Source organism: Belnapia sp. AC561 (assembly GCF_979252845.1).
This window is the reverse complement of record NZ_CEEDBP010000004.1, coordinates 18,240-30,038: the sequence shown is the minus strand read 5'-3', so window position 1 is coordinate 30,038 and position 11,799 is coordinate 18,240. Positions and strand designations below refer to the sequence as shown.

13 protein-coding genes are annotated in these 11,799 nt (G+C 69.8%); 4 read left to right on the top strand and 9 right to left on the bottom strand.

The window, feature by feature from the left end:
• Nucleotides 1–21: 21 nt before the first annotated feature.
• A complete protein-coding gene (locus AC0IW9_RS04435) occupies nt 22–1,467 on the bottom strand; it encodes a 4-hydroxyphenylacetate 3-hydroxylase family protein (RefSeq protein WP_471646999.1) in 1,446 nt (481 codons plus the stop codon).
• 101 nt (nt 1,468–1,568) lie between these two features.
• Here AC0IW9_RS04435 and AC0IW9_RS04430 point away from each other — a divergent pair, with 101 nt between their 5' ends.
• Together AC0IW9_RS04430 and AC0IW9_RS04425 are read left to right on the top strand one after the other, a co-directional pair.
• Nucleotides 1,569–2,486 (top strand): LysR family transcriptional regulator, encoded by a 918-nt coding sequence (locus tag AC0IW9_RS04430; protein ID WP_471646998.1) that lies wholly within the window; start codon nt 1,569–1,571, stop codon nt 2,484–2,486.
• 148 nt (nt 2,487–2,634) lie between these two features.
• Nucleotides 2,635–4,032: a hypothetical protein gene (locus AC0IW9_RS04425; protein ID WP_471646997.1), complete on the top strand. Its 1,398-nt coding sequence runs from the start codon at nt 2,635–2,637 to the stop codon at nt 4,030–4,032.
• Nucleotides 4,033–4,071: 39 nt separating this feature from the next.
• On the opposite strand, the gene AC0IW9_RS04420 is transcribed toward AC0IW9_RS04425, so the two are convergent.
• On the bottom strand, nt 4,072–4,221 hold the full coding sequence (locus tag AC0IW9_RS04420) for a hypothetical protein (protein ID WP_471646996.1): 150 nt from the start codon (nt 4,219–4,221) through the stop codon (nt 4,072–4,074).
• 34 nt (nt 4,222–4,255) lie between these two features.
• Entirely contained in the window at nt 4,256–4,717 is a 462-nt protein-coding gene (locus AC0IW9_RS04415) for a type II 3-dehydroquinate dehydratase (RefSeq protein ID WP_471646995.1), read from the bottom strand.
• 68 nt (nt 4,718–4,785) lie between these two features.
• Between AC0IW9_RS04415 and AC0IW9_RS04410 the strand changes: the two genes are divergently transcribed.
• Both AC0IW9_RS04410 and AC0IW9_RS04405 read left to right on the top strand, forming a co-directional pair.
• Nucleotides 4,786–5,199 (top strand): RidA family protein, encoded by a 414-nt coding sequence (locus AC0IW9_RS04410; protein ID WP_471646994.1) that lies wholly within the window; start codon nt 4,786–4,788, stop codon nt 5,197–5,199.
• Between the two features lie 79 nt (nt 5,200–5,278).
• Nucleotides 5,279–5,956: a DUF1028 domain-containing protein gene (locus AC0IW9_RS04405; protein WP_471646993.1), complete on the top strand. Its 678-nt coding sequence runs from the start codon at nt 5,279–5,281 to the stop codon at nt 5,954–5,956.
• A 1-nt stretch (nt 5,957) separates the two neighbouring features.
• Here AC0IW9_RS04405 and AC0IW9_RS04400 read toward each other — a convergent pair whose 3' ends face one another.
• The 6 genes from AC0IW9_RS04400 to AC0IW9_RS04375 are packed head-to-tail and all read right to left on the bottom strand — an operon-like array spanning nt 5,958 to nt 11,710.
• Nucleotides 5,958–7,310, bottom strand: a complete 1,353-nt coding sequence (locus AC0IW9_RS04400; protein ID WP_471646992.1) for an LLM class flavin-dependent oxidoreductase — start codon at nt 7,308–7,310, stop codon at nt 5,958–5,960.
• Nucleotides 7,311–7,363: 53 nt separating this feature from the next.
• The gene (locus AC0IW9_RS04395) at nt 7,364–8,665 is read right to left on the bottom strand and encodes an NtaA/DmoA family FMN-dependent monooxygenase (protein ID WP_471646991.1); all 1,302 of its coding nucleotides are present in this window, start codon (nt 8,663–8,665) and stop codon (nt 7,364–7,366) included.
• An 11-nt stretch (nt 8,666–8,676) separates the two neighbouring features.
• Nucleotides 8,677–9,471 (bottom strand): amino acid ABC transporter ATP-binding protein, encoded by a 795-nt coding sequence (locus AC0IW9_RS04390; protein WP_471646990.1) that lies wholly within the window; start codon nt 9,469–9,471, stop codon nt 8,677–8,679.
• Nucleotides 9,468–10,190: an amino acid ABC transporter permease gene (locus tag AC0IW9_RS04385; RefSeq protein ID WP_471646989.1), complete on the bottom strand. Its 723-nt coding sequence runs from the start codon at nt 10,188–10,190 to the stop codon at nt 9,468–9,470. The genes AC0IW9_RS04390 and AC0IW9_RS04385 overlap by 4 nt, the downstream gene beginning before the upstream one ends.
• A 4-nt stretch (nt 10,191–10,194) precedes the next feature.
• Nucleotides 10,195–10,854 carry an amino acid ABC transporter permease gene (locus AC0IW9_RS04380; protein WP_471646988.1) on the bottom strand — a complete coding sequence of 220 codons (660 nt, stop codon included), beginning with the start codon at nt 10,852–10,854 and terminating at the stop codon, nt 10,195–10,197.
• 4 nt (nt 10,855–10,858) lie between these two features.
• The gene (locus tag AC0IW9_RS04375; protein ID WP_471646987.1) at nt 10,859–11,710 is read right to left on the bottom strand and encodes a transporter substrate-binding domain-containing protein; all 852 of its coding nucleotides are present in this window, start codon (nt 11,708–11,710) and stop codon (nt 10,859–10,861) included.
• Between the last annotated feature and the right edge of the window lie 89 nt (nt 11,711–11,799).

The following is an 11,799-nucleotide window of genomic DNA, read 5'->3' as shown; positions in this document are numbered from 1 at the left end:
GGTCGAGGGCAGGCGCTGGCGTCAGCCCCGCACCCGGTCCGAGAGGTCGGCGGCGCGGCGGACGAAGTCCAGCGGGCCTGAGAAGTCGAAGGATTTGTAGACCGCGGCGAGATGGTTGAAGTGCGGTGCCTGGGCAAATTGCACGAAGGCGAGGCGATGGCCTGCGTAATCGCTGTTCAGCAGGTCCCGGCTGAATGACAGGAGACGGCGGCGGTCCTCGGCGCCCCAGCTGTCGTTCAGGGTGTAGAATTTCTGCAACCAGTCGCTGCTGCCCTCCCCGGTGAAGGCGGCCTGGTTGGGGGTGACGCAGAGCTGGCCGCCGATCAGCTCGCGCGCCGCATGCATCATCACCGGAAGCTGGGAGCAGGCCAGTACCCGGCCGGCGTGGAGCAGCGACTGGTTGGGCATCAGCAGGCCGGCGGGGCTGCGCTCGGCGAGCGCGATGGCGGCGGTGAGGTGGGCGCGGATGCCTTCCCGGTAGCAGACCAGGTCGGCGAGCTTCTCCTGCACGGATTGCAGCTTCTCGAGGCCGGTCTGCCGGGCGCTCCACATCGCGGCGCCGATCATCATGTCGGCGACGTAGAGCAGCCGCAGGACATAGGGGAAGGCGGAATAGCGGTGCAGCGTGGCGCGGACCTGCTGGGCGGCCTTGGTATAGCGGTAGAAGAAGACGTCCTCCCAGGGGATGAGGACGTTGTCGAAGACGACGAGGGTATCGACCTCGTCGAACTTGTTCGCCAGCGGGTAGTCGGCCGCGTTGCCGCGCCCGGCGAAGCCGCCGCGGCAGATGTGCTTCACGCCGGGCGCGCCCATCTTCACGATGCAGCCGAGGGCGTAGTCGCTTTCCTTCTCGTCGGTCCAGGCGCCGACGGTGGGCTTCAGGTAGGCCTGGTCGGCATAGGCGGCGGCGGTCTCGTACTTGGCGCCGCGGATGACGATGCCGGCGTCGGTCTCCTTCACGACATGGACCATCATGTCCGGGTCGCGCTCCGAGATGGGCTTGCTGCGGTCGCCCTTCGGGTCGGTATTGGCGGAGACGTGGAAGGGGTCCTGCTGGACCACGCGGTTGATGTGGTTCTCGATGTTGGCGGCGAAGCGGGGGTCGATCTCGTTCAGCAGGTCGCGGCCATCCTGCAGCGACCACATTTCGCCGACCGTCTCGTCGCCGACGCGGGTGACGACGCCGCCGATGTCCTTCATCAGCGCATCGACGCTGCGCCACTTGCGGTGCCAGTCCTCCTGCGTGCGGGGGGGCTGGTTGTAGACGCTGTGGGTCTCGCCGCCCTCCTGGTAGGTCAGGTCCTCGCGGTACTTCGCCTCATGCTGCATGTCGTACATGCGGGCCTTGACGGCGACGATGGGGGCGAAGGCACGGTGGGTGGTGACGTCCTTCACCTTCTCGCCGTCGATCCAGACTTCCCGCCCGTCGCGGATGCCGTCGAGGTATTGCGCGCCGGTACGGATCATGGATCGGGGCCTGTCTGCCTGTTCGGGCGGCAGGATGGGGCCTGGCCGGGCATCGGCAAAATATCTTTTGCCGGGCTTTGGCATAGGGCTAGCCTATGCGGATGGAGATTTCCCTGCGGGCCCTGCGGTACCTGGTGGCCGTCGCCGACCAGGGCAGCGTGACGGCGGCGGCGCGGCGGCTGCACGTCTCGCAGCCTTCGATCTCCGAGGCGCTGGCGGCGCTGGAGGCGGAGCTGGGGCTGGCGCTGTTCCGGCGCCACCACGCGCGCGGGGTGACGCCGACGCCGGCCGGCGCCCGGGTGGTGGCGGAGGCGCGGCAGCTGCTGGCGCATGCGGGGGATTTCGCCCGGGGGGCGCGGGCGCTGGGCGGGGAGCCGGCGGGGGAGATCACCCTCGGCTGCTTCCTGACGGTGGCGCCGCGCTTCCTGCCGCGGCTGCTGTCGGCCTTCGCCGAGCGGCATCCGGCGATCTCGGTGCGGCTGGAGGAAGGCGATCAGGCGGAGATCCTGGCGGGAATCGCGCTCGGCCGGACGGAGCTGGCGCTGGCCTATGACTTCGCCCTGCCGGAGGCGGTGGAGGCGACGCCGCTGGTGGCGCTGCCGCCGCATGCGGTGCTGCCGGCCAAGCACCCGCTGGCGCGGCGGCCGCGGCTGACGCTGGCGGAGCTGGCGGGGGAGCCGCTGCTGCTGCTCGACCTGCCGCATTCGCGGGAATATTTCTACTCGCTGTTCCGGGCGAAGGGGCTGGAGCCGCGGATCGGCTTCGCCTCCCGCAGCCAGGAGCTGATCCGGGGGATGGTGGGGAATGGGCATGGCTTCGCCATCCAGAATGCCATCCCGCGCAGCCCCTATGCGGTGGATGGCAGCCGGATCACGGCACTGCCGCTGGATGCGGATCTCGCGCCGGTGCGGCTGATGCTGGTGGCGCCGCGGGGGCAGGTGACGCGGCCGGCGGTGGGGATCTTCGCGGGGTTCGTGCGGGAGGCGTTTCGGGCAGGGGGGGTATTCGATGAGGCCTAGGAGGCAGGGCGGCGCTGTCCCTGCGGGTGCCCGATCCGGCCCCATCGGTCGCACGCGTTTTCGTAACTATACGGTAAGGGAATGCTGTTCGTATCATGGTCTGGCGGAGCCTGAGAATGGCTGCGGAACGGCGCTGCACGGGACGGTCATGGAACGGGACAAGACAATCTATCTTGGCGCGGCAGGCCTGCTTGCCGCCTCGGTCTGGCCCATCCTGCTCGTCGGCTATCCGATGCTGTTCTGGGATTCCATCGATTACCTGGCGGTGGGCATTCAGCTCGGCTTCGGCACGCTGCGGCCGCCGGTCTATGCCTATATGATCCGGCTGCTGCACTGGAACCTGTCTCTGTGGCCGATCGTCGTGGGGCATGCGATCCTCGCCGCCTGGCTGATCTGGCGCATGCTGGACGCGCTGCAGGTACCCTGGCGCAGCCGGCTGGCGGCGCCCGTGGTCATCGCAATGTCCAGCCTGCCCTTCTTCATCATCTGGGTGATGGCGGATGTCCTGACCGGCCTGATGGTCGTGGCGGCCTTCGTCCTTGTCGTGCGGCCGCCAAGGCGTGGCTGGGAGCACGGGCTGATGGCGGGCTTCATGGTCCTTGCCGGCATGGCCCATGTCACGCACCTGCCCCTGCTGTTCGGTGTCGGCTGCATGCTGCTGGTCGCCGCGCTGGTCTGGCCCGGGCTCGGGCTGTCGCGCGGCGCGGCGCTCGGCGTCATCGGCGCACCGGTGCTGGCGGCCGCTATCCTGATAAGCGCGAATTTCGTCCATTACGGCGTCTTCCGGGTGACCTATTCGAGCCCCGCGCTCGCACTGACCCGGCAGGTCGAAGATGGGCTGACGCAACGTACGCTCGACGCGGAATGCCCGACGCGCCGGTGGCGGCTCTGCGACGAGCGCATCCTGCTGGACGGGGCCACCTCGCTATGGTTCGGCTTCGCGGATGACAGCCCGCTGCAGGCCCGGCTCGGCGGCATGGTCGGCTATGCGTCGGAGGCGGCGGAAATCGTCTCCGCCACCACCCGGCGGTACTGGCGGGAATCGCTCACCGCCGGGATCGCGCGGGCGGGCGCCATTCTGCTGTCGCCCGACAGCGCCTCCTTCGGGGCACGGCGGGACCAGGCGGCGATCCTGGACAGCCTGCGGGACCATCAGTACGGGCACCTGGACGGCGGCATCGGCCGGCCGCTGCGCACCGTGCAGCTTACGGCGGCGGCCAGACTGGGTGACCTGACGGCGCTGGCCTGGCTGCCGCTGCTCGCCCTCGGCGGCGTGATCGCCTGGCGCCGCCGGGTGCCGCTGGCGGCGGTGTTCATCGGCATCAGCCTGGCGGCGATTATCGGCAATGCACTCGTCATCGGCGTCGGAGGCGACGTGGAAGGCCGGTACCATGGGCGGCTGGCCTGGCTCGCCCTGATGGGCTGCTTCCTGGCCGCAACCTCCGCGCGGACGCCGGCGGCAGCCCAGGACGGCGCCGCCATTGTCCGGCGAGGCCCTGGCGCATCGGCACAGGAAAGCGACCCGGCTCACGGCTTGGCCGCGTGATCGGCGCCTTCCGGTGATCCCATCCCAGGCGGTCCCGCTTCAGTAGCCGCGCGCCGCGTCCACCGGATGCTTTCCGCCACATCGGCTGCCGCCGATGGCGGCCGGGATCTCATTGCCGCGGAGAACCTCGGCCAGGGCCGCCTCGCCGTGCAGGCAGGTGACCCCGGGGATGGATTTCGGGACAGGCATTCCCCCAGGTCGCTTTGGAAGGCGACGGCAATCGTCAGCGGCGGCGCCCGGCGGCGATGAGGCCGGCCATGGCGCCGATGGCGAGTACGTAGCCGAGCGGGCCGAGGCCGCAGATGCTGGCGGTGGCGGCGAGGCTGGTGAAGGTCTTGTGGCGGAAGGGCTCGCGCCGATGGATGTTGGATAGGTGGATCTCGATCACCGGGCAGTCCAGCATCAGCATCGCGTCCATGACGGCGATGGAGGTGTAGGACAGGCTGGTGGCGTTGATCAGCAGCCCGTCGGCGGCGGCGCGGGCTTCCTGCACCCAGTCGATGAGCTGGCCTTCGTCGTTGGTCTGGCGGAAGTCGAGCAGCAGGCCGGCACGCTCGGCGGCGCGGTGGCAGCGGGCGCTGATGGCGGGGAAATCCTCTCGGCCATACATCCGTGCAAACGCTCCTTGGGCATCGAGGCCATAGAGGTTGGCATTGGGGCCGTTGAGGAAAAACACGGTGGGCATGGGCGGATGGTTCCACAGCCGTGGCGCTGGCGCTAGCCTCGCGTGATGCCGCTGGCCAGGAGAATGCCGTGATCCATACCCGCATCCGTCCCTTCAATACCCGCGACACCTACCCGGCCCAGAAGCTGGACAACGACCTGGCGCAGGCGGTGGTGGCGCGGGGGACGCTGGTCTTCCTGCGCGGGCAATGCCCGCAGGACCTGGATACCTCGGAGAGCGTGGGCATCGGCGATCCGGTCACGCAGACGCACAAGGTGATGCAGAACATCGTCCAGCTCATCGGCGAATGCGGCGCCCGGATGGAGCATGTGACCAAGCTGGTGGTCTATATCACCGACGTGCGCCACCGGGAGGCGGTGTACCGGACCATGGGCGAGTATATCCGTGGCGTGCATCCGGTCTGCACCGGGCTGGTCATCGTCGCGCTGGCGCGGCCGGAGTGGCTGGTGGAGATCGACGCGACGGCGGTGATTCCGGAATGATGCGGCCCGATCGCCGGAGGGCGCAGGCGAAGCCGAGCACCGCAGGCGCCGATCGGTCCGCCGCACCGGCGGTGCGCGCATGACCTTCTCGATCAGTGGGCGGTGTCCGCGGACCGGGGAATTCGGCATCGCGGTATCCTCCTCCTCCCCGGCGGTCGCGGCGCGTTGCGCGCATGCGCGGGCGGGCGCGGGCGTGGTCGGCGCGCAGAACATCACCGACCCGCGGCTGGGGCAGCAGGGGCTGGTCTGGCTGGCGGAGGGGATGGAGGCCGCGGCGGTGCTGGCCAGGCTGCGGGCGAGCACGCCCTTCATCGAATACCGCCAGTTGGTGGTGCTGGGGCGGACGGGGCCGGCGGCGGTATTCTCCGGCAGCGGGACGCTCGGGCTGCATGGCGCGGCGCTGGGCGCGGATTGCGCCGCGGCGGGCAACATGCTGGCCGATCCGGCGGTGCCGCAGCGGATGGTGGCGGCCTTCGAGGCCATCCCCGATGCGCCGCTGGGCAGCCGGCTGGTCGCCGCCATGCAGGCCGGGCTGGCGGCGGGCGGCGAGGCCGGTCCGGTGCATTCGGCGGGGATGGTGGTGGTGCGGGACCAGCCCTGGCCGATCGCCGACCTGCGGGTGGACTGGGCCGAGGACGACCCGGTGGCGGCGCTGGCGGCGCTATGGGCGCGCTGGCAGCCGGAGCAGGAGGCCTATCTGCAGCGGGCGCTGGACCCAACCGTGGCGCCTTCCTACGGCGTGCCCGGCGACCCCTGAGCTATTCCGCGGCCTGCTGCGCGCCGGCATGGCGGCTGGCGGGGCGGGGCAGGCCGAGGTGGTCGCGCAGGGTGCGGCCGCTGTAGTCGGTGCGGAACAGGCCGCGGCGCTGCAGCTCGGGGATGACCTCCTCGACGAAAAGCTGCAGGTCGTGGGGGATGCTGCTGAAGGTCACCATGAAGCCGTCGGCGGCGCCGGCCTCGAACCATTCCTGCATGCGGTCGGCGACCATCTTCGGCGTACCGCGGACCGAGGTGCCGCTGCGGGCGACGTGGCGCTGGTAGAGTTGGCGCAGGGTCAGGCCCTCGTCCCGGATGGCGGCGACGATGGCGTCGAAATAGGATTTATGCCGGTTGGCGGTCTTCGGCAGCATCTCCAGCGGGATGGGGCTGTCGAGCGGGATGGCGGAAAGGTGGATGCCCTCGAGGTCGTCGGACAGCAGCTCGCGACCGACGTCGGGGTGGATGAGGTCCTGGAGGGTCTGGTAGCGGTCCTCCGCTTCCTCCCGCGTGGCGCCGATGGTCAGCGACAGGCCGGGGAGGATCTTCAGGTGGTCCTGCGGCCGGCCGTAGCGGGCCATGCGGCCCTTGATGTCGGCGGCGAGGAGGATCGCCTTGTCCAGCTTGCCCTCGGCGCCGAAGATCACCTCGGCGGTCTCGGCGGCGAGTTCCTTGCCGTCCTCAGAGCCGCCGGCCTGGATGATGACGGGGCGGCCCTGCGGGCTGCGGGCGATGTTCAGCGGGCCGCGGACGGTGAAGAACTCGCCCTTGTGGTGCTGGACGTGCATCTTGTCGGGGTCGAAGTAGAGGCCGGATGCTTTGTCGTGCAGGAAGGCGTCGTCGTCGTAGCTGTCCCATAACTCGAAGGCGAGGCGGGTGAATTCGCGGGCGCGGGCATAGCGCAGTGCGTGGGGCTCGAGCCCGTCGCGGCCGAAGTTGTAGCCGGTGGAGGGATGCGCCGAGGTCACCACGTTCCAGGCGGCGCGGCCGCCGCTGATGTGGTCGAGCGAGGCGTATTGCCGGGCGAGGTTGTAGGGCTCGGTGTAGCTGGTCGAGGAGGTGCCGCCGAGGCCGATATGCGTGGTGGCGCCGGCCAGCGCCGTCAGCAGGGTGATCGGCTCCCAGATGTTCATGAAGCGCGGGGCGCGGCTGAGGGCGCGCATGTTGCCGTCGCGGGCGGCGGGCACATCGGCCTGGAAGACGAAGTCCAGCTTCCCGCGTTCCGCCAGCTGCGCGAGCCTCGCGTAGTGGCCGATGTCGAGCGACAATTCCGGCCGCGCATCCGGGTGCATCCAGGCGGCGGGGTGGTTGCCGACCGGGTTCATCAGCCAGCCGAGGACGAGGTGGCGGGTCATGGCGGGGCTCCGTTGCGCCGGCGATTATGCGGCGATGCGGGGCGGGATCAAGGTCAGAAGGCCAGCAGGTTGTCGCGGAAATGGGCGTGCTCGAAGGTGCGGCGCATCAGGCCGCGCTGCTGCAGGGCGGGGACCAGGCCTTCCGTCACCTCGGCGACGCTTTTCCGGCTGACATTGGGCAGGGCGATGAGGAAGCCGTCGCCGCCGACTTCCTGCATCACCTCGTCCATCTGCGCCGCGACGGTCTCCGGGGAGCCGACCAGGTCGACGCAGGCGCCCATGCTGCTGTAGTCGATGATGGCCTCGCGCAGCGTCTTCTTGCCGGCGTTGCGGATGAAGCCGGCGAGGCTCGACTGGTGGCCGTTGGTGGAAAGCTCGCCGACCGGGGCGTCGAGGTCGGCGCCGGAGAGATCGAGGTTGGTGGTCCAGCCGAATTGCGCCAGCCGCTGGTCGACGTTCGCCGCGGCGGAGATGCGGCGCTGATCGGCGCGGTCGCGCGCCTCGGCATCGGTCTGCGCCAGGATGGGATAGGCCATGTAGAGGATCTTGCAGGTCTTCGGGTCGCGGCCGAAGCGGCGCATGTTGGCATGGACTTCCTGGCGATAGTCCTTCATCGCCTCGATGCCCTTCGGGTGGGCGACGATGGTGTCGGCGTATTTCGCCGCGGTGGCGCGGCCCTTGGAGGAGCCGCCGGCCTGGGCGATGACCGGGCGGCCCTGCGGGCAGGGGCCGGAGTTCAGCGGACCGCGGCTGGCGTAGTATTCCCCCTTGAAGTCGATGGTATGGACCTTCGTGTGGTCGATCAGCACGCCGGACTTGCGGTCGGCGACGATGGCGCCGGGTTCCCAGGAATCCCAGAGCCGGGTCACGACATCGATGTATTCGCCGGCCATGTCGTAGCGGGTGTCGTGCTCCGGCAGCTTGTCGAGGCCGAAGTTCTGGCCTGAGAAGTCGGAGCTGCCGGTGACCATGTTCCAGCCGGCGCGGCCATTCGAGATCTGGTCGAGGGTGCCGACGATGCGGGCGGTGAGATACGGGTGGTAGGCGAAGGTCGAGAGGGTCGGGACCACGCCGAGGTGCTTCGTCGCCGCCAGCATCAGCGAGGCGATGACCGAAGGTTCCTGCCGCGGCACCGACATGCCGTTCTTCAGGAAGATCTCGCGCGAGTTCTGCCAGTTCTGGCCGATGTAGATGCTGTCCTCCAGCAGCATGTAGTCGAAGCCGGCACGGTCGATGGCGCGGGCGGCATCGACGAACATCTCGGCCGACATCCACTCCTCGCTGATGTTGCCGGTCCAGGCCTGGTTCCAGGCCTGGATGCTCGATCCCTGTAGGAACCAGGCGAGATGGAACATGTCAGCAGGCATCATTGTGCTCCGAGGGTTCTGGCATTGGGCAGGATCTGGTCGAGGAACGAGATCAGGCGGGGCTCGCGCGGCGCGGCGAGGACCTGGGCGGCGGGGCCGTCCTCGAGGATGCGGCCCTGGTCCATGAAGGCGAGGCGGTCGGCGACGCGGGCGGCGAAGCCGATCTCATGCGTCACCACCAGCATGGTCATGCCGGCCTCGGCCAGGCTGCGCAGCAGGGCGAGGACTTCGCCGACCACTTCCGGATCGAGCGCCGAGGTCGGCTCGTCGAAGAGCATCAGCGCCGGGTCCATGGCCAGGGCCCGGGCGATGGCGACGCGCTGGCGTTCGCCGCCCGAGAGCTCGTGCGGGTGGCGGCGGAGCAGGGCGCCGAGGCCGAGGCGGGTGAGCAGCGTCTCGGCCTTGGCCTCGGCCGCGGCGCGGTCACGGCCGAGGACGACGATCTGGCCGCGGGCGACATTCTCCAGCGCGGTCATGTGCGGCCAGAGGTTGAACTGCTGGAAGACGAAACCGAGGCGCGGGCGCATGGCCGCCACCTGCCGCGCGGTATGGCGCTGGACCACGCCGCCGGGGGTGGTGCCGCGGCCGAAGGGCCGGCCTTCCAGCTCGATGAAGCCCTCGTCCGGTTCATCGAGCCAGCTGGCGCAGCGCAGCAGGGTGCTCTTGCCGCAGCCGCTGCGGCCGATCAGGGCGACGACCTCGCCGGGGTGGATATCGAGATAGACGCCATCCAGCGCCACCGTCTGGCGGAAGCGCTTGCGGAGGTTGAGCAGGCGGAGGACGGGTCCGCTCATGCGCGGGTCCGCCAGTCGAGCGAGAGGTAGCGGGCGGCGGTGCGGCTGCGCAATACGGCGCCGGCCTGGGCGCGGCCGCTGCGGGCTTCCGCCCAGCGGGCGATGGCGCTGATGACGATGGCCATGGCCCAGTACAGCGCGGCGACGGCGGCGAAGACCTCCACCGGGGCGAAGGTATCGCCCTGCACGACCAGGCCCTGGTAGGTCAGCTCGGGGATGGTGATTGAGCTGAGGACGGCGGATTCCTTCATCATCGACAGGGTGGTGTTGGTCGAGGGCGGGACCAGGGCGCGCAGGATCTGCGGCGCGATGACGTGGCGCATGGCCTGGGGATAGGTCATGCCGATAGCCCGGGCGGAATCGAACTGGCCGATCGGGATGGCGAGGATCGCGGCGCGGATGATCTCCGCGTAATAGGCGCTGGAGAAGACCGCCAGCGCCACCACGCCGACCAGGAAGGCGGGCAGGCGGATGCCGGCGAAGGGCAGGCCGTAGTAGACAACGAACAAGGTGATGATGAAGGGCACGCTGCGGAGCGCCCCGACATAGCCGGCGACCAGCCAGCGCGGCAGCCGCCCCGGCAGCATCGCCAGCAGCGCCATGCCGATGCCGAGGGCATAGCCGAGCAGGAAGGCCAGGATGGTGATCTGCAGCGTCAGCCAGGCGCCGTCGAGGAACTGCCCGGCGTGGTCGGTGATGACCGAGACATCGAAGCGCATGCCGCTACGCCCGCCCGGCCGCGAGGCGGGCCTCCGCCAGCCGGCCGGCGGCGCCGACCGCGAGGTTGACGACGAGGAAGACCAGGGCGGCGGCCAGCAGATGCTCGAAGGGCCGGTAGCTGGCGCTGGCCATCTGCTGGGCGCGGCGCAGCACCTCGACCACGGTGATGACGGAGAGGAGGGCGGTGCCCTTCACCACGATGGTGAGCTCCGCCGTCAGCACCGGCAAAATGCGGCGGAAGAGCTGGGGCAGGACCACGCGCAGCCAGATGCCTCGTGGCGGCAGGCCGAGCGCGGTCGCGGCTTCCACCTGGCCGGGGTCGATGGTGCCGAGGCCGGCGCGCATCGCCTCGCTGAGGAAGATCATGCTGTTGGCGGCGATGGCGAGGATGCCGGCCATGATCGGGCTGAAGTTCAGGCCGATGGCGGGCAGGCCGTAGTAGCAGACGAAGATCTGGATCAGCAGCGGCGTGCCGCGGACCAGGCTGATCAGCAGGTCGATGGGGATGTTCACCGGCGCGAGCTTGAACGCGCGCAGCATGGTGAGCGCGGTCGCCGCCAGCACCGCCAGGACGATGATGGCGGCGGCGAGCTGGAGGTTCAGCAGCACCGCCTGGGCGAGGACCGGCACCGCCTTGAAGAAGATGCCGGCCTTGAACTCCATGGGTTCAGATGGCGCCGGGCGGCAGGTAGCCGGCGTCGGGGATGTCCATGCGCAGGCCGAACCACTTGTCCTGCAGCCGGCCGGTGGTGCCGTCGTCGCGCAGCTTGCGGAAGACGCCGGAGATGAAGTCGCGCAAATCGGTCTCGTCCGGCCGGGTGACCCAGGCGAGGTAGGTGGGCGGGGCGCCCTCGTTCGCCGGGCCGAGCAGGGCGAAGGTATCCGGCTGCTGCTTCACCAGGACCGAGAGCGGCGGCAGCGACTGCACCACCGCATCCACCTCCCGGCTGGCCAGGGCGACGAAGCAATCGGGGAAGGCGGGGAAGAGGCGGAGCTGCTTGAAGCCGGGGCCGCCGGCGGCCTTCAGCCGGGCATCGAGGGCGCGGGCGACGGGTTCGGTCGAGGAGGCGAGCTGGGTGGCGACGACCTTGCCGTTGAGGTCGGCCGGCTTGGTCATCGGGTCGCCCTTGCGCTTCAGCAGGTAGGGCATGCCGTTGGCGATGGGCAGGGTATAGGCGTAGCGCTTCGCCCGTTCCTCGTTGATGCCGACGGTGGTGGCGACGAAGTCGAACTTGCCGGCGAGCAGGCCGGGGAGGACGCCCTGCCAGGGCAGGTCGAGCTGCACCAGCCGGACGCCGAGGGCGGCGACGACTTCGGTCAGCAGGTCCTTGCCGTAGCCGACGATCTTGCCGTCCTGGACGTACTCGAAGGGTGGGTAGGCGGCCTCGGTGCCGACGGTGACGGTGCCGAGGCGGCGGATGCGCTCGAGCGCGGTCTCGGCCCGGGCCTGGCCGGGGATGAGGAGGGCGGTGCCGGCGGTGGCGGTGAGGGCGGCAAGGCTGCGGCGCGTGATCGGCACGGTCGGGATCCCCTCGGAGAGACGGTATCGCCTGTTTTGGCGGCAGAATGCTGGAACAATCACCAGAACAGGCGCGTTTGTCAGGATAT